Annotated in this window: 17 protein-coding genes; 13 read left to right on the top strand and 4 right to left on the bottom strand. The window is 56.2% G+C overall.

The genetic code is table 11. The annotated features are described in order from the left end of the window. Window positions 1–15: 15 nt before the first annotated feature. Entirely contained in the window at window positions 16–144 is a 129-nt protein-coding gene (locus ACWI0H_RS07110) for a hypothetical protein (protein WP_336269676.1), read from the bottom strand. Window positions 145–318: 174 nt separating this feature from the next. Between ACWI0H_RS07110 and ACWI0H_RS07115 the strand changes: the two genes are divergently transcribed. Both ACWI0H_RS07115 and ACWI0H_RS07120 read left to right on the top strand, forming a co-directional pair. Continuing rightward, window positions 319–948 (top strand): sensor histidine kinase, encoded by a 630-nt coding sequence (locus ACWI0H_RS07115; RefSeq protein WP_336269677.1) that lies wholly within the window; start codon window positions 319–321, stop codon window positions 946–948. Window positions 949–960: 12 nt separating this feature from the next. After that, window positions 961–1,698, top strand: coding sequence for a response regulator transcription factor (locus ACWI0H_RS07120; protein ID WP_336269678.1), 738 nt, complete (start codon window positions 961–963; stop codon window positions 1,696–1,698). Between the two features lie 206 nt (window positions 1,699–1,904). Here the strand turns inward: ACWI0H_RS07120 and ACWI0H_RS07125 are convergent, their stop codons facing one another. Both ACWI0H_RS07125 and ACWI0H_RS07130 read right to left on the bottom strand, forming a co-directional pair. Further along, the gene (locus ACWI0H_RS07125) at window positions 1,905–2,486 is read right to left on the bottom strand and encodes a FlgO family outer membrane protein (RefSeq protein ID WP_485875786.1); all 582 of its coding nucleotides are present in this window, start codon (window positions 2,484–2,486) and stop codon (window positions 1,905–1,907) included. Window positions 2,487–2,490: 4 nt separating this feature from the next. Beyond that, window positions 2,491–3,156 (bottom strand): hypothetical protein, encoded by a 666-nt coding sequence (locus tag ACWI0H_RS07130; RefSeq protein ID WP_485876172.1) that lies wholly within the window; start codon window positions 3,154–3,156, stop codon window positions 2,491–2,493. Between the two features lie 553 nt (window positions 3,157–3,709). On the opposite strand from ACWI0H_RS07130, the gene iscB reads away from it, so the two are divergent. The 4 genes from iscB to ACWI0H_RS07150 all read left to right on the top strand — a co-directional run bounded on the left by iscB (window position 3,710) and on the right by ACWI0H_RS07150 (window position 8,899). Continuing rightward, window positions 3,710–5,080 carry an RNA-guided endonuclease IscB gene (iscB, locus tag ACWI0H_RS07135; protein WP_101145152.1) on the top strand — a complete coding sequence of 457 codons (1,371 nt, stop codon included), beginning with the start codon at window positions 3,710–3,712 and terminating at the stop codon, window positions 5,078–5,080. A gap of 88 nt (window positions 5,081–5,168) precedes the next feature. Then, window positions 5,169–6,173 carry an OmpA family protein gene (locus ACWI0H_RS07140; RefSeq protein ID WP_485875787.1) on the top strand — a complete coding sequence of 335 codons (1,005 nt, stop codon included), beginning with the start codon at window positions 5,169–5,171 and terminating at the stop codon, window positions 6,171–6,173. Between the two features lie 500 nt (window positions 6,174–6,673). Beyond that, the gene (locus ACWI0H_RS07145) at window positions 6,674–7,612 is read left to right on the top strand and encodes an HAD-IIB family hydrolase (RefSeq protein WP_485875788.1); all 939 of its coding nucleotides are present in this window, start codon (window positions 6,674–6,676) and stop codon (window positions 7,610–7,612) included. Between the two features lie 66 nt (window positions 7,613–7,678). Beyond that, window positions 7,679–8,899, top strand: coding sequence for a glycosyltransferase family protein (locus ACWI0H_RS07150; protein ID WP_485875789.1), 1,221 nt, complete (start codon window positions 7,679–7,681; stop codon window positions 8,897–8,899). A 78-nt stretch (window positions 8,900–8,977) separates the two neighbouring features. Here the strand turns inward: ACWI0H_RS07150 and ACWI0H_RS07155 are convergent, their stop codons facing one another. Next, on the bottom strand, window positions 8,978–10,594 hold the full coding sequence (locus tag ACWI0H_RS07155; RefSeq protein WP_485875790.1) for a methyl-accepting chemotaxis protein: 1,617 nt from the start codon (window positions 10,592–10,594) through the stop codon (window positions 8,978–8,980). Window positions 10,595–10,823: 229 nt separating this feature from the next. Between ACWI0H_RS07155 and ACWI0H_RS07160 the strand changes: the two genes are divergently transcribed. From ACWI0H_RS07160 to ACWI0H_RS07190, 7 genes are all read left to right on the top strand, one after another. Then, window positions 10,824–11,690, top strand: coding sequence for an MBL fold metallo-hydrolase (locus tag ACWI0H_RS07160; RefSeq protein ID WP_485875791.1), 867 nt, complete (start codon window positions 10,824–10,826; stop codon window positions 11,688–11,690). A 49-nt stretch (window positions 11,691–11,739) separates the two neighbouring features. Next, window positions 11,740–12,207: a YeeE/YedE family protein gene (locus tag ACWI0H_RS07165; RefSeq protein ID WP_176302761.1), complete on the top strand. Its 468-nt coding sequence runs from the start codon at window positions 11,740–11,742 to the stop codon at window positions 12,205–12,207. Between the two features lie 11 nt (window positions 12,208–12,218). Then, entirely contained in the window at window positions 12,219–12,638 is a 420-nt protein-coding gene (locus ACWI0H_RS07170; RefSeq protein WP_176302762.1) for a DUF6691 family protein, read from the top strand. A 123-nt stretch (window positions 12,639–12,761) separates the two neighbouring features. Continuing rightward, window positions 12,762–13,478 (top strand): response regulator, encoded by a 717-nt coding sequence (locus tag ACWI0H_RS07175; RefSeq protein ID WP_485875792.1) that lies wholly within the window; start codon window positions 12,762–12,764, stop codon window positions 13,476–13,478. After that, complete coding sequence (locus ACWI0H_RS07180; protein WP_176302764.1) at window positions 13,475–14,794, top strand: ATP-binding protein; 1,320 nt, start codon at window positions 13,475–13,477, stop codon at window positions 14,792–14,794. Before ACWI0H_RS07175 ends, ACWI0H_RS07180 begins: the two co-directional genes overlap by 4 nt. A 27-nt stretch (window positions 14,795–14,821) precedes the next feature. After that, entirely contained in the window at window positions 14,822–15,487 is a 666-nt protein-coding gene (locus ACWI0H_RS07185) for a c-type cytochrome (RefSeq protein WP_176302765.1), read from the top strand. Further along, on the top strand, window positions 15,484–16,494 hold the full coding sequence (locus tag ACWI0H_RS07190; RefSeq protein WP_336269695.1) for a c-type cytochrome: 1,011 nt from the start codon (window positions 15,484–15,486) through the stop codon (window positions 16,492–16,494). Before ACWI0H_RS07185 ends, ACWI0H_RS07190 begins: the two co-directional genes overlap by 4 nt.

Consider the following 16,494-nt stretch of genomic DNA (forward strand, 5'->3'; position numbering starts at 1 on the left):
GCTCCTAGCGCCAAATCACTGCGCCAACGTCACCTCATCGCCAAAGGCAAGCCCCAGATCAGCTATCAGCAGCACTGCGTAAAATTTATCCATCAAAATCAAAGCGCCAATCCTCGGCGTCATCAAAGATGCAGGCGTGGCCATGCTACCGAGCCTGGGATATAGATCGGTTCATCGTAAAGGTAATATTTAAGCCTTTTTTAAGCGGTTTCCTTTAGAAAACGAGGTTTCCCGTTGGTTCGGAAATATCACAATGGCAATAAATAAAGATAAAACAAATGGTTAAGCGTATTTTGCTGGGGAGCTCACCGCAACTTCTTGACTATGGTCTCGCATGAATTCCGCACGCCGCTGGGTATCATGGCGGCGTCGGCGGATCTCATTGCCTGTAACTTGCCAGTAGATGATCAAGAATCAGCCGAGGAACTGGATCGCATCCACAGGGCCTCGCGGCGGTTAGGAAACTTGGTTGAGGGGTGCCTGGCGGACGATTGGCTGGAAAGCGTTTCACAGAGCCGCCGTTCAGGCGAGCTGGATGTCGGTGCCGTGCTGGCCGAACTGGCCAAGGAGTACAACGTGGTTCTACATGGGGCAGAAGAACCGCTCCGAGTAGATGCCGACCCCTATTTGCTGCCCATCGCCTTTTCCGCTCTGCTGGATAACGCCTGTAAATACACAGCCACGCCCGAGGGCGTCACGCTTTCGTGCCGCCAAGAGGGCAGGACCGTGGAGATAGCCGTACGTGACGACGGGCCAGGGATTGACCCTGCTGATGTGTCGCGCCTGTTCGAGAAGTTCTATCGCGCACGCCGCACTCAGCATAAACCGGGCGCCGGCCTGGGACTGCATCTGGTGCAGCGCATCGTTGCGCTGCACGAAGGGAGCGTTAAATTGGACCAAACCCATGGCACGATGTTTTGTGTCTCGTTACCAGTGCTTGAGGCTTAAATGGAGATTCCCATGTCCTCAATACGCATCGCGCTTGTGGATGACGAACCGGACTTTCGCCAGCCGGTGGCCCGCTACCTGCGCAAACGGGGGATGACGGTGTATGAGGTTGGCTCGATCGAGGCGTTGCAGCCCATACTTTCGGAGTTTGCACCGAACATCATCTTGCTTGATGTGGGCCTGCCCGGTGAAAGCGGCTTGGACGCGCTTAAACGCCTGCGCGAGGAAAGCAAAGCTGGGGTCATTATGGTGACGGCTCGTGGGGGGCTTGAAGAACGCATCGAAGGCCTCGACCGTGGCGCCGACAGCTATCTTTGCAAACCGGTGAGCATGCGAGAGCTGGAAGCCGTGGTGCTTAGCCTGTGGCGGCGGATTGGAAATGACGCAACGGCCGAGGCGGGCGCCGAAACGCCCAACGACCCAATGGCGGAGGAGTGGGTATTTGATGCCGAGGCCTGGGCACTTATCTCACCCGACGGCGAGCGCGCCCGGCTTTCCGCGGCAGAGTATGGCGTTCTCTCCCTGCTGACGGAGGTGCCTGGCAAGCCTGTGTCCCGCGATCACCTCTTTGTCGCCTTGAAGAAGCCACCGAGTGGACCCGATGACCGCAGCCTGGATGTACTGGTTTCCCGGCTGCGAAGGAAGTTTTCGACCTCGGCGTTCAAGCTTCCGATCCAGTCAGTTCGGGGGGTGGGCTACGTATTTCCCGGGCCGGTCTCGCGGCGCGGCTCGGTACCTGTGGTGAGCTGAGCTTATGTCGCCATTTGAGATTATTAGAGACCTCAAACATCTGCCTTGCGCCTAGATCGCCCTCTAGAGAAGATGTATTGGTGCTGGAATCTACAGCACCTGGTGCTGCACCCAGCCCTTGTAAGAGCTCGACTTGTCGGGCGAGGTGTGTCTGGTAAAGCGGAAGGCCGCCCTCAAAATAGCAGCATGGTTAGGCGTCTAAGTCCTCACCAGCCCCCCTGGCCCTCTAACAAACTGCGGGTGTTGTTGTTTAACGGCAGGCGGAAATCGGCGCTGCCGAGTACCATGGCGTCGCCTGCTCTCACCACACGCGCACTGACGTAGACATAGTCCTGGCCTTGCGCGTAGGTGCCCATCAGTATGGAGCGGGCGTTGTGCTGGGCGCTTAGGCGCTGTACTTGCCGGGAAAGAATCAACTCTCCCACGCTCTCTTCAATAAACATGCTGTCGCGCATTTTGACTTCGCGGACTTCCATGCCCTGGCGCGAGAGCGCTGATGCCATGATTTCAGAACTAATCCGCCCAAGCGTGGAGGATTGGCTCAAGTTGTCGATGCTGACAAAGGTAGCGGCAATCATGGGGCTGTAGCGCGTCAGTTCCGGGTTGCTGGCGATCATCTGTTCGGCAGCGGTATGCACCAATTCAGAAAGGTCGGGTTCCGGTTCCGCAGGGGGATTGTTAGCATTACCCAGCGTACCGCAGCCAGCCAGCAATAGTAGTGCCATGCTCATGACCGCAATACGGGTGATAGAGTGCGCGCGCCGTGTAGTGAAGAGTGTGTTCAGCATGAAATTACCACGTATCAGTAAGAGGAACGGAGGGTGTGGTAGGCGCCTGGGGCACACGATGTGGGGCATATTGACGACGATCGCCTGCATTAATGTAGTAAATGTTGGACGACGAGTAGAGAATTCGTTCGCCATCGATAATCTGGGTCGTCACAATGATCTCTTCGTTACCGGTATAGGTCCAACTGCCGCTGGTGGTATCGGCAAGCATACCTGCAGGGATTAACGCCAGCGCTGGCTCGCTCCACTGATTAAAGGGAATGGTGGCCACGGCGATGCCAGCGGTTAGCGCAGTGAAAGCGCCTACCGGCGGGCGTACAAAATCGCGATCCCGATGTTCGACCACTTCGACATCAATGGAGATATTGGCGCTGTTGGCAGTGGGCACGGTAGTGAGGTTGGCGCCGCGTGAAACCAGCTCACTGGTAAGCAGCGTGCGAAAGCCACGCCCAAATTCACCGCCGCTGTAGGCGTGTAAGTCACCCGTGTCGGCTTCTGTGATATATAAGTCGCGATTGCGAACGCGCTCACGTTGCAAAATGCTGGTAGCTTCGTGACGTGCGAGCACATCCCAGTGATGGGCAGCCTGCATGCGTTGCTGCTCGGTATAGGGGTAAGTCGTAGCAACTGGCGCTTGTGATGTATTGGCATAGAAGCAGCCGCTGAGCATTAGGCTTGCCAGCCCCACGCTAACAGGACGTGTGAAATAAGGTAAATGACATAATAGGGGACGGGTGCGCACCTGCGGTTTCCTTTTTGCTACAAAACGGCTTTTGATAGACTGTTCGCTATGCTTAGTTTGCCATGCCTAATTCGACGTACCTAGCGCTAAGTGCCTAGTTCTAAGTGCTAGGTTCACAGTACTGGGTTCAAAATACATGATTAGATCTAAATAGCTAAATCGGCCAAGAGGTTCAAAACTTGAGTCAACTACCCCCGCCTGAAGGCGGGAGCTTGTGACAACACGCTGGGTTGACCAGGGAGAGCGGTAGCCAACCCGCTACGTTGATAACAGGTCGCCAAAACTCACCGGCAAGTGCTTCCTCAGCTTGCCGCTCTGAAAGGTCAGGATCATGCGGGCGCAAGGTAAAACGCCGAAGGTCTTGATCGCTGTTGGCAGCGCTATCGTCAGCAGGAGCCGGTTATCGACATTCCCGAGGGGAGACGGGGCGCACGCCTCGCGACACAAGACCCGTAAGGGTATTTACACAGGAGAAAATCGCATGGCGGTTTTCGTAATAGACAAACAGAAGCAACCGTTGATGCCGTGCAGCGAAAAGCGCGCCCGCTTGCTGCTAGGGCGCGGTCGTGCCGTGGTGCATAAGCGTTACCCGTTTACCATTCGACTGAAAGATCGGGTGGGCGGAGACATGCAGCCGCTACGCCTGGGCATTGACCCTGGCAGCAAGACCACTGGGTTGGCGCTGATGCGCGAAACCGACACTGAACAGCGTCATGTGCTGTGCCTGTTTGGGCTGGTGCATCGTGGGTACCAGATAAAGAAATCGCTGGAGCAGCGCGCTGCCTTTCGGCGTCGTCGCCGGTCGAAGAATCTGCGCTACCGCGCCCCGCGCTTTAACAATCGCACCAAGCCCAAAGGTTGGCTGGCACCGTCGCTGCAGCATCGCGTTGACACCGTGATGGCCTGGGTAAATCGGCTCAGTCGCTTGGCACCGATCACCGGCATCTGCCAAGAGTTAGTGCGCTTTGACACGCAACAGTTGGAAAACCCAGAGATTAGCGGCGTCGAGTATCAGCAAGGCACGCTGTTGGGCTACGAGGTGCGCGAATATTTACTGGAAAAGTGGGGGCGCGAATGTGCGTATTGTGGCGACACAGACACACCACTTGAAGTCGAGCATGTGGTGCCGCGTTCACGCAGCGGTTCGAATCGTGTCAGCAACTTAACGCTGAGCTGCCACCCCTGTAATCAGGCCAAGAACAGCCAGGCATTGGCTGACTTCTTTGCCCACGACAAGGGACTGCATCGCCGCTTGAAAGCCAATGGCCACACCGCTGCCATTCGACTAGAGCGGGTACAGCGCCAGCTCAAGCAGTCATTAAGAGATGCCAGCGCCGTCAACGCGACCCGTTGGGCGCTGTTCTCCGCGCTCAAGACCACTGATTTGCCGGTCGCCGTCAGCAGCGGCGGCCGCACCAAATACAACCGCCAGCGACTGGGCATCCCTAAAACCCACGGCCTGGATGCTGCCTGTGTCGGTGCATTTGACACGCTTCACGCTTGGCAGGTGCCTACCTTAACCATCAAGGCGATGGGGCGTGGCAGCTATCAACGCACGCGCCTGAACAAGTACGGCTTCCCACGCGGCTTTTTGATGCGACAGAAGCAAGTAAGAGGCTTTCAGACCGGCGACATGGTGCGTGCGCTGGTGCCCACCGGCAAGAAAGCCGGAATGCATACGGGGCGTGTCGCGGTGCGTAAAACCGGCAGCTTCAATATCCAAACAGAACACGGTGCGGTGCAAGGGGTTTCGCACAACTACTGCACCGTGATCCAGCGCGGTGATGGCTACGGCTATCACCACACCCCCTCTATCAACCTAACAGGAGGAGCGGGACAGGCGGTGGCGTGATCCAAGTCGCCCTGCGGACGACGCGCTCTCCCTCCTCGCACTAAAAGTACGAGGTATCCCGCGTAAAATCTGATGAGCGATAATACCAATGCTTGAAGATCACCGCGGCGGACCGCGCCATGATTCGCTGATGTCGGCTTATCATGAAAGTGATAGCAATAGCGGTTGGATGATTAGCTATCTGGATATCATGACGTTGTTGGTGGCTCTCTTCGTCGTCATTATCGCCGCGACAGGGGCGAACCATTCAGAGTGGTTGGCAGGCGATACAGCAATTGACGCTAGTCAATCGTCATCGCCTTCGCTGGAAATCCCTTTGCCTGAGTCGTTAGCAAACGCCATGCCTGAGCGCGTTGGTAGTGCCGCCTGGAGTGGCGCAGGGCTGAGCCCGATGGCGGTGAGTGCGTCGCTGGGGGTGGCTGGCTTGCCTAAGCTGTCTCGGTTACCCCGGCGGCGCGTTAGCGTTGGTGTACCGCCGCTGTTGGCCGCGCCGAAACCTGTTGAACCGGCCATTACCCTCCCTAAACTGCTAATGCCTGCGGGCAGTGATGATTTTTCATCGCCTCTGGCGGATTACATGGTGGTGTTAACTGACCGGCCCCCGGTAAATGTGCAGGTTGTCAGCGACGAGTCAGTGGCGGGTGCGCTTGCCCTGAACCAAGCGCTTTCCCAACGCGTTGAGGAGTCTACCTATCTGCCCGACCTGGAAGGTGTTGAAGTATCACGAGTGGCGGAAGGCATTAGCCTGCGTGTACAGGATCAATTGCTGTTTCCTTCGGCGACGGCTGAGTTAACCAACGACGGGTCATCATTAGTCGGCAGTTTGCTGGAAACGATTCAGCGCTATGATGGTGAAGTGTGGGTGGAAGGCCATTCGGATAGTCAGACAATAAGCACCGATGAGTTCTCTTCCAACTGGGCGCTTTCAAGTGCGCGCGCCATCGCCATTGTTGAGGCGCTGGAAGCATCGGGCGTCGACGCCGAGCGCCTACGCGCCGTCGGCTTGGCAGCCACAAGGCCGCTGGAAAGCAACGCTAGCGAAGAAGGGCGGGCTCGCAACCGGCGGGTTGAGGTGGTTATTCATGTGGAATAGAAGCTAGCACTAAGATCGCCGTGCTTCGCTCAATGATGACATCTCTCTTTTACTGCATAAAAAAAACCCGCCGGGGAAGGCGGGCATGAAAGGGCTTGGCTCACTGCAGCCCACTGGTATCAGGTGAGGGGTGTACAGGATTACCAGTGGGTACAGGTTGAGTATAGCTATTTATAAGGCGTTGCCAAGTGCTGTCTCAGTTTTTTATAGGTTCTGTCTCATTTTTTAATAGGTAACGGCGCGACAAGTGCACTAATGTGTTTCATGCGCTATTTTGGTGCATTCAAGCTGCTTCTTTTTGGTGCTTGGACGTGTGGTGCGCCATAAAATTCTAAAAATCCCCGCTAACCCTCTGCTAAAGCTACACTTCTCTGATTTGGCTCATAACTTGCTATCCTTTTCATAGCCACTTTCCATAGCCAATTACTCGTTGGTCATCGCCATAGGGCATCGCAGGTTACTGTCTTGACGATGTGCTAAGACCGAATAGAGGTAGTGCCATGCCGGAATCCAGTCAATTTTCAGCGCCGTTTTCTCCGTCGCCTTCTCCGCCACCATCGCCGGTAGACCCTGCGTTTCAGCCGCGTCTGGTAGTGACCGATTTAGATGGCTCGCTGCTGGATCACCATAGTTATGACTTCAGCCCCGCCGCGCCGTGGCTTGCTCGTTTAAAACAAATGGGCGTGCCGGTCATTCCGGTCACCAGTAAAACCCGTGCGGAGTTGATTCCGCTGCGCGAAGCGTTGGGCCTAACGGGTACGCCTTTTATCGCTGAGAATGGAGCGGTGATTGGCCTACCGCCCGGTTGGTGCCATGCCCGTTTAGACCGCCCTGGTGGCGGTCGCGATGGCGTGGTGATTAAACACCCTGGGGTAGATATTGGCTTTATTCGTGCGCGCTTAAAGGTGTGGCGCGAGCGCCTGGGTATTCAATTTACCCGAATGGGTGAGCTGAGTGTGCAGGAGGTTATGGAGCTGACTGGGTTGGATGAGTCCCGCGCCCGTGATGCGCGGCAGCGAGAAGGCAGCGAGCCGCTGTTATGGAAAGACAGTGACTCAGCATTAGAAGCATTTCGTGCAGCTCTGGAGGGAGATGGCCTACAGCTAACACAAGGCGGACGTTTCTGGCATGTCATGGGGCGCTCGGCAGATAAAGGCAGCGCTGTGGAGTGGCTGGTGAAACGCTTTACGGCATTAAGAGGCCGAACGCCTCTCTCGTTAGGGCTGGGGGATGGGCCAAACGATATCTCTATGCTTGAAGCGGTTGATCAAGCCGTCGTCATCCGCGGTTGCCACGATTTAGTCGTAGAGCCGCGTAACACTTCGCTATATCGCACGGAAGCAACAGGGCCGACCGGCTGGGCAGAGGGGGTTGCCCACTGGTGGGGGCGAGATGACCGCCGTTTAGCGACGGCGGAGAAGGGTGAAGCTGTGGTTTGAGAACAGACGTTGTTTGAGAACGGTTCGGTATTTGAGAACAGTTCCATGAATCCAGGGAGCAAGCGCATGAGTGACTTTCATCAAAATGGGATTATTACCGATTTCCATAACCTGACTAAGCGTTCAGTCGAGGCACTTGAAGAGGAGCTATGCCAATTTTCCCGACGGCGGCCGATGGGGTTGATTCTGCCGTCGCTTTTTTCCGAATTGGAAGGACCTGCGCTTTCAGCGATTGTTGATGAACTGGTTAAGGTCCCTTACCTCAGTGAAATCGTCATTGGCCTGGATCGCGCCGACCGCGAACAGTTTTTATACGCTCGCGAATTTTTCTCACGTCTGCCGCAGCATACGCGCATTTTATGGAACGATGGCCCGCGCCTGAAAGCGCTCGATGCGGAACTGGAAGAGCATGGGCTAGGGTCGTTGGAGCCGGGCAAAGGGCGCAATGTGTGGTACTGCGCAGGTTATATGTTGTCATCTGGGCGCTCGAGGGTGGTCGGGCTGCACGATTGCGATATTCTCACCTACGAGCGTGGCCTGTTGGCGCGCTTGATGTACCCGGTGGCCCACCCCAATTTCAACTACAGTTTCTGCAAAGGCTATTACCCTCGCATTGCGGAAGGCAAGCTCAATGGCCGTGTCTCTCGGCTATTAGTCACGCCGCTGCTGCGGGCGCTTAAAACCGTTTGCGGGCCGCTGCCGTATCTCGACTACTTGGATAGCTTCCGTTATCCGCTTTCGGGTGAGTTTGCGATGCGTAGCGAAGTGCTGGAAGGCATCCGTATCCCCGCTGATTGGGGGCTAGAAATCGGCGTGCTATCGGAGCTGCAGCGTAATTACTCGCTGCGCCAACTCTGCCAAGTCGATATTGCCGATGCCTACGACCACAAGCATCAACCGGTTAGCGAAGATGATCCCAACGGTGGCTTAAACCGGATGAGTTTGGATATCTCCAAAGCGCTGTATCGCAAACTAGCGACCCAGGGTATTACCTTTAGCAGCGAAGATTTCCGCACGCTCAAAGCGACTTATTACCGTTTCGCGTTGGATCTGATTGAGGCCTACGACCACGACGCCACCATGAATGGCCTGAGCCTTGATCGTCATAGTGAGGAGCAAGCGGTCGAGCTATTTGCCAGTAATCTGCTCGAAGCCGGTAACCTATTCCTGGATAACCCTAGAGAACGGCCCTTTATTCCCAGTTGGAACCGCGTACAGGCAGCCGTGCCCGACCTCCTCACGCGTATGCACGAGGCAGTCGAACTGGATAATCAAGGCAAGGTTTAACCGCACAAACTGCGTCCAAACTGTGTAAAGAAATAAGGCCAGCTACCCACCGGTAGCTGGCCTTATTTTTAGAGTGTATTAAAAATCGCTGTCCTGATAGGCAGCCTGCGGGGCAGGTGAGGAGGCGGGTAAGCTTGTCTGCGTATGCTCTGTGGACTGATTAATGCGGAAGTTGGCTACCAACTGACGAAGCTGGTTGCTTAGCTGGGCCAGGGTTTGGGTGGCCTGAGTGCTCTGTTGTACTAGGCTGGCATTCTGCTGGGTCATTTGATCCATTTGCGTGACGGCTTGGTTGACCTGCTCGATACCGCTGCTCTGCTCAATGGTGGCGGCTGAAATTTCCTGAACCAGTGTGCTGAGCTCCTTGATGTCACTGACCATGCTGTTAATCACATCACCGGTGTCGCGTACCTGGCGGCTACCTTCAACCACTTTGCTGTCTGATGCTTCGATCAGCGTCTTGATCTCTTGTGCAGCAGCTGCCGAGCGGCTGGCAAGTTGACGAACCTCATTGGCCACCACCGCAAAACCGCGCCCTTGCTCTCCAGCGCGCGCGGCTTCAACGGACGCGTTCAGGGCCAAGATATTGGTTTGGAAGGCAATACCATCAATCGTGTTGACGATGCTGCTCATTTGCGTGGCGCTTTCGTTGATGGTGGCCATCGTGGTCGTGACGGATGACATCGAATCGCTGCCGCGCTGAGCACTGTCGGCTGCCCTGGTGGCAAGTTTGCGCGCATGGTCTGCGTGTTCCGCGTTTTGCTTAACGGTGGCCGTGAGCTGCTCCATGCTGGTGGCTGTTTCGGCTAGCGACGCTGCCTGTTCTTCGGTGCGTGTCGAAAGCTCTTCGTTCACCCCTACAATTTGCTCGACACCGCTGTTGACCTGATTGGCTCCTTGATGAATATCACCGATGGTAGCGGCTAGGGTTTCCCGCATACGGTTAATATCAAACAGTAAACTCTGCTGATCTTTCGCTGAAAGCTGCGTTACCTGTGTGAGATCACCGTCGGCGATATGGCGCACAACGCTGGCGGCGTAGCGTGGGTCACCGCCTAAACGACGGGAAACATCACGGATCACCCAACCCATCAGCAGCGTTACCGGCAGGCCAATGATCAGCAGTACCCCTATGGAGCGAATCAAATCGGCAATAAACGCTTCATTGATATCATCGACATAAACGCCCGTGGCGAGCGACCACTCCCATTCGGGAAGGTGTGCTACATAGCTGGTTTTCGGCAACTGTTCTTCGCCACCGGCGCGGGTTGAGTAGTAGTTAACGTGGCCCCCACCCGCTTGGGCAACACGCAGCAACTCCGGGTATAGCGCCATACCGCTGGCGTCCAGGTAGTCGGTCATGTCCGTGCCGGGTATGCGGCTGGGATGGGAAATAACGAGTAAGTCGTCATTGAAGGAGAAAATGTATTCGCCTGCCCCAAAGCTCACACTAGACATATTGTCGATGGCGCGCTGCTGCGCTTCTTCAAGGCTGAGTTCACCGGCGGCAACCCTTTCTTGCAGGGCTTCAATTTGTTTTTGGACGCTTTCGACCACGTACTGAATGCTGTCGCGGCGCTCGCTGACAATCGTTTGACGATTCTCCAGCGCTAGCCATCCCACCAAGAGCAGCATAGCTACCCAGATGATGCCCAGCGTTCCCCACAGTTTTTGTGTTGTTGTTAAACGAGTCATGTTTTTCCTTTTTTGTAATTGAGTAGTTCTGCCCCTATTTATTCCTATCGGCCTCAACAAGGCAAAGATTAATGAAATGTTTTATCAATGCTGTTTGACGTATCACTCTTATTTTTTTGAATAAATAGTAGCTTCTGCAATATTCAAAAATAGTCTAACGATAGAGCCTGGGATGCACTATGCTGTCTTTAAAGCATGAGAATGCAATTACCACTAATGGGAGGCCGTCATGCAACGCCCAATTGTTAAGCACTTTTTTGATGAGCCCACGAACACCTTTAGCTATGTCGTTCAAGACCCCGATAGCAGTGCCTGCGCGATCATAGATTCGGTGCTCGACTTTGATTATGCCGCTGGGCGAACAGATGTGCGTTCAGCTGACAACATCATCGCCTTTGTTCGCGAACACCAACTCGACGTCGCCTGGATTTTGGAGACCCATGTACATGCCGACCACCTTTCGGCAGCGCCCTATCTGCATGAGCATTTAGGAGGCAAAACCGGCATTGGGGCAAAAATAGTCAAGGTGCAAGAGATCTTCGGCAAGGCATTCAACGCGGGTACCGAATTTGCTCGGGATGGCAGCCAATTTGATGCGCTGTTTGAAGAAGGGGATACGTTCAACATTGGGCAATTACAGGGCCGTGTACTGCATACCCCTGGCCATACGCCCGCCTGCTTAACCTACGTAGTGGGGGATGCTGCCTTTGTAGGCGATACGCTTTTTATGCCGGATTATGGCACCGCGCGGTGCGACTTTCCCGGCGGCGATGCACGTACCCTGTATCACTCTATTCAAAAAGTGTTGGCGCTACCCGAGCAGACGCGGCTGTTTTTATGCCACGACTATAAAGCCCCCGGTCGCGATACCTTTCAGCATGAAACCAGCGTAGCAGAACAGCGCAGTGAGAATGTGCATGTTCACGAGGGTATCAGCGAAGAGGAGTTTGTGAAGATGCGCACCGAGCGCGATGCCACCTTAGGCATGCCACGGCTCATTATTCCTTCGGTTCAAGTCAATATGCGTGCAGGAGCGCTGCCTCCGGCGGAAGAGAATGGCACGGTCTATTTAAAAGTGCCGATTAATTTTTTCTAACCGTTTCTATTTTTTTCACCTGTGAAAGCGGAATGCTTGGGAGACACCAGTGGATTGGACAGCAGGTTTACAAGGCTTAGCTGGGGGCTTGCTGATTGGGCTTTCCGCCACCTGGCTAATGGCAACGTTAGGGCGTATCGCGGGGATTAGTGGGATCGTTGGTAACTTAATTACCCAACGTCCCAAAGGCGATAGTGCTTGGCGAGTGGCGTTTGTTTTAGGGCTGATTAGCGGGCCGCTATTGATCATGGCATTAGGTGGCGGTTTGGGAAACGTGGCGGGGAGCCCGGGTGAAGTGATTGGCGCGCCAGCCGGTGGCGTCGGATTGATGTTGGTGGCCGGCTTGTTGGTGGGTGTGGGCACAGGGCTTGGTAGCGGCTGTACCAGTGGGCATGGCGTATGTGGCCTAGCACGCTTGGCGCCACGCTCCATGGCGGCCACCGGTATGTTTTTGCTGACGGCGCTAGTGACCGTTTATATCTCGCGTCATCTGTTAGGCCTAGGCGGTGTGCAATGAACAGGAGTGTCATGAACAGTAACGCGATGAAAACAGCGGCTGGTTATGCGGCGGGGCTGATTTTTGGTTTGGGTTTGGCAATTTCAGGCATGACTGACCCCGCACGAGTGCTGGGGTTTTTAGATGTAGCGGGCGCCTGGGATCCGACGCTGATGTTTGTGCTTGGCGGGGCCGTGGTAACCACCTTTATCGGCTATCGGCTGGTATTCAAGCGTTCGGCACCACTGTTGGGCGGCGTCTTTCAATTACCCACCAAAAAGGAGCTGGATGGCAAGTTGCTGGGCGGCGCTGCCCTGTTTGGTATTGGTTGGGGGCTTTCCGGCTACTGCCCGGGGCCTGCCATTGCCTCTATCGGCGGCATATCACTCCCGCTAGCGGCCATGCTGTTGACGATGGTGCTGGGGTGGTTTGCCGCCAAAAGGCTCGGCTAATACGTCGGAGTTATATGGCCGCTATTGCTAACGCCCTTGCCTTTATTGCAAGGGCGTTTTGTTTTCTTAACGCTGAGTTAATGCGTGGCCGTCATGCTGTCAGGTAATAAAAAGGAAACCGTTATGCACGTCTTGCTGATTGAAGATGACCCGCTGGTGGCATCGGGTATCCGCTCTGGATTAATGACCTTCGATTTTGTCGTCGACCACGTCTCCACGCTCAATGCCGCTCGCCAATCGATGCGAACAGTTGCCAGTGATGTGGCCATTCTTGACCGTGGCTTACCGGATGGCGATGGCCTGCAGCTATTGGCTGAGTGGCGTGAGCAGGGCGTCAATGTGCCGGTACTGGTTTTAACCGCAAGAGATAGCGTGCGAGACCGGGTGGATGGCCTGCAGGGCGGTGCCGATGACTATCTGGTCAAGCCCTTCGATCTGGATGAATTAGTTGCGCGCCTGCACGCTTTGCTGCGCCGTGTGGCAGGGCGCAGCAGCGGCATGATTTCCCATGGGGCCCTTGCGTTAGATCCCGCCGCCCGCGAAGTGTATGTCGAAGGGCAACTGATCACCCTATCTCGCCGTGAGCTGGTGCTGCTGGAAACCTTCCTGCAATCGCCGCGCAGCGTACTGTCGGCCGATCAGCTCAAAGACAGCCTTTATGGCATGAATGATGATGTCGAGAGCAATGCGCTGAATGTGCATATACACCATCTGCGCCGCAAGCTCGGGAGCGGGGTGATTGAAACGGTGCGCGGGCTTGGCTATCGACTGGGCAAGCCTGAGGCGGTGCACTTGGCGGGCACACCCTATGAGTGTGAGATAGATAAAGGCCAGCTATGAGTTTACGTGCCCGCTTACTAATCACCCTGGGGCTAACCCTGGCGTTGCTATGGGGTATCGCCGCCGCGTGGCTGATGCGCGACCTGGAAGACAAATTTGTAGAAACCCTGGACCAACGTCTGGCGCAGTCGGCGCGAATGGTGGCGGGGCTGGTTTTGCAGCTTCCCCTTGACGTTTGGGCGGACGCCGAGCATCCAGTGCTCTCCATTCCCTCTATTGAAGGGCTGGCCTGCCAGGTGCATTCCCCCCAAGGCGAGGTCATGGCGCGCACCCATGCTGATATGGACGATGTGCTGGCGCCGGGAGAGGGCGGGCACACTTATCGTCAGGCTGACGATGTGACCTGGCGGGTCTTCACCTACGAGCGCAATGGCATCGTGATTACCACCGCCGACCGGATGGATGAAAGGAACATACTGCTTAGCGGCGTTATTCGGGTGGCGGTGGTGCCGTTTGTGGTGGCGCTGGTGGGCAGCATGGTGGCGCTGTGGCTAGGTATCTGGCGTGGGCTGGCACCGCTGACACGGCTGCGGGAGTCGCTTGCCAACCGCCATCCAGATGCGCTGGCGCCGGTGGCTACCTACGGCTTGCCAAAAGAGATCCGGCCCCTCATTACAACGCTTAACGCGCTGTTGGCGCGGGTGCAGCAAACCATTATCCGCGAACAGCGCTTTACCAATGACGCTGCGCACGAGTTGCGCACGCCGCTGACGGCCATCAAGACCCACCTGCAAGTTGCCCGGCGCGTCGAAGGGGAAGCGGCGAAGGCATCGCTCAATCAGGCGGAAGAGGGCGTGGTGCGGCTGAGCTCGACCCTTGATCAGCTGCTGACTCTGGCACGGGTAGAAGGACGTGCCCGGTTTGATGATGGCGAGGTAAGCCGTGTTGCCGATGTTGCCGAGTGCGCCCTGGCGGATTGCCACCATAGTCACTCCGGCCGCTTTGTGGTGCCCGCTGACTGGCCAGAAACCAACCTGGCCATGCCCCGTGAGCTAGCGATTACCGCGCTACGCAATTTGCTCGATAACGCGCTGCACCATGGACCATCGGAAACACCCGTAACACTGGAGGCGCAGTGGGAGCACGGGCAGCGCTTTCTTACCTTCAGCGTCAGCGACCAGGGACCTGGCGTCGATGACGCGACGCTCAAGCAACTGACGCAACGCTTCTGGCGCGCCAGCAAACAGCAGGGAAGCGGGCTGGGGCTGGCGATTGTCGCGGCAATCGCTGAACGATTCGATGGCGAAGTGGCATTCGCCAGCCCGGCGGGGGGCGGGTTTACCGCTCGCCTAATGGTGCCAGTGGCGGACAGCTAAAAATGATAACGCAAGGGAGAAACCGATATGAATAACAAATACGTTAGCAGGGTTGGTCTCTGTGTAGGTCTCACCCTGATCGCCGCAGGGACGGTGGCCCAGGAGGGGGACGCGGAGCGCGGTCAAGCCGCCGCGGCTAGCTGTAGCGCCTGCCACCAGGCAGATGGCAGTGGCATGAATGTGCCGGACGGTGAGTCCTGGCCGCGTTTAGCTGGTCTGGATGCCGACTATATCGCCAAGCAGTTACATGATTTTAAAGCGGGGCGGCGTGAAAACGCGACGATGGCAACATTTGCCAATATGCTCAACGACCAGCAAATCGCTGATGTGGCCGCCTACTACAGCCAACTGCCCGCTACCCAGGGGCAAGGCGGCGATGAGGCAGATGAGACGCTGCTGGCCCGTGGGCAGCAGCTCGCCGAACGTGGCGATTGGAACGCCTACATTGTTTCCTGCCAAAGCTGCCATGGGCCTGGGGGCAAGGGCGTAGGTGATACCTTCCCAGGCATTGCAGGCCAGCATGCCGGCTACATTCGCACTCAATTGTCGGCGTGGAAAAACGAAACCCGCAGCAACGATCCGCAAAACCTGATGGGCGCCATTGCCAAGCGCATGAGTGATGACGACATTCAGGCTGTATCCGCCTGGTACGCCACGCAACCCGCCTCCGCCGACCAGGAGTCAGCACAATGATAACCTGTCCACGCCCTCTCGTTTTAGCGCTTACTGGCTGTTCATTGACGGTCGGCATCGGTATTAGCGTATACGCCACCAGTGTCTTTGCTCAGGAAGAGCGGGCGGATGCAGCGCTGAACCAACTGGTGCACGAACCGCCCACCATGGAAGATCTGGAAAGTGCCGATATTCATCCGGAACTGAAAAAAGTCATCCGCTATGGTCACGATCTATTCACTAACACGCAGCAATTGCGTGGTGAGAATGTCTTCAATGATATGAACTGCTCCAGTTGCCATCTGGGGGAAGGGCGGGTGCCGTTCAGCGCGCCGGTGTGGACAGCCGCCATTACTCTGCCGGACTTCCGTGGCAAGAACCAGCATGTGAATAACCTGGAAGAGCGCATCGCAGGCTGCTTTGCCTACTCCATGAACGGCGTGCCCCCGGAGTATGGCAGTGATGAGATGTTAGCACTCAGTGCCTATCATCAGTGGTTGGCCACCGGCGCACCGATGTATCCCGACAAGCCGATTTATGGTCGAGGCTTCCCGGCGCCAGAAGAGCCGACCGAAGAGCCCAGCTATGCTAGAGGGGAAACTGCCTACCAGGAAAACTGCTCGATATGCCACCAGGAAAACGGTGCCGGGCACTATGAAAATGATGAGTACGTGTTTCCCGCGCCCTGGGGGGATGGTTCCAATAACTGGGGAGCCGGCATCGCGAGGCTGGAAACCATGGCGGGCTTCATCTATCAGAACATGCCGCTTGGCCAGCCTCGTTCGCTCAGTGATCAACAGGCCTGGGATATTGCCTATTACATCACCAGCCAGGAGCGTCCTCAGGATCCTCGCTATACCGGGGATGTCGCCGAGACCGCGGAACGGTTCCATGGCCGTTCACTCTATGGTCAAACCCGCGAGCATGATGGTCATGTGCTGGGAGACCATGACAACTTCGGAGAGAAAGGCGATATCAAGCCCTGGAATGTAGGCATGCCGAGGTTTGAGAATCTGTCGGAGGAGTAG

The sequence above is a fragment of the Halomonas sp. NYA30 genome (assembly GCF_976980765.1).

Coding starts and splice junctions, on each gene's coding strand:
- ACWI0H_RS07110 (WP_336269676.1), bottom strand. CDS start 144: ATGGCCACGCCTGCATCTTTGATGACGCCGAGGATTGGCGCTTTGATT.
- ACWI0H_RS07120 (WP_336269678.1), top strand. CDS start 961: ATGTCCTCAATACGCATCGCGCTTGTGGATGACGAACCGGACTTTCGC.
- ACWI0H_RS07125 (WP_485875786.1), bottom strand. CDS start 2,486: ATGCTGAACACACTCTTCACTACACGGCGCGCGCACTCTATCACCCGT.
- ACWI0H_RS07130 (WP_485876172.1), bottom strand. CDS start 3,156: ATGCTCAGCGGCTGCTTCTATGCCAATACATCACAAGCGCCAGTTGCT.
- iscB (WP_101145152.1), top strand. CDS start 3,710: ATGGCGGTTTTCGTAATAGACAAACAGAAGCAACCGTTGATGCCGTGC.
- ACWI0H_RS07140 (WP_485875787.1), top strand. CDS start 5,169: ATGCTTGAAGATCACCGCGGCGGACCGCGCCATGATTCGCTGATGTCG.
- ACWI0H_RS07145 (WP_485875788.1), top strand. CDS start 6,674: ATGCCGGAATCCAGTCAATTTTCAGCGCCGTTTTCTCCGTCGCCTTCT.
- ACWI0H_RS07150 (WP_485875789.1), top strand. CDS start 7,679: ATGAGTGACTTTCATCAAAATGGGATTATTACCGATTTCCATAACCTG.
- ACWI0H_RS07155 (WP_485875790.1), bottom strand. CDS start 10,594: ATGACTCGTTTAACAACAACACAAAAACTGTGGGGAACGCTGGGCATC.
- ACWI0H_RS07160 (WP_485875791.1), top strand. CDS start 10,824: ATGCAACGCCCAATTGTTAAGCACTTTTTTGATGAGCCCACGAACACC.
- ACWI0H_RS07170 (WP_176302762.1), top strand. CDS start 12,219: ATGAACAGTAACGCGATGAAAACAGCGGCTGGTTATGCGGCGGGGCTG.
- ACWI0H_RS07175 (WP_485875792.1), top strand. CDS start 12,762: ATGCACGTCTTGCTGATTGAAGATGACCCGCTGGTGGCATCGGGTATC.
- ACWI0H_RS07180 (WP_176302764.1), top strand. CDS start 13,475: ATGAGTTTACGTGCCCGCTTACTAATCACCCTGGGGCTAACCCTGGCG.
- ACWI0H_RS07185 (WP_176302765.1), top strand. CDS start 14,822: ATGAATAACAAATACGTTAGCAGGGTTGGTCTCTGTGTAGGTCTCACC.
- ACWI0H_RS07190 (WP_336269695.1), top strand. CDS start 15,484: ATGATAACCTGTCCACGCCCTCTCGTTTTAGCGCTTACTGGCTGTTCA.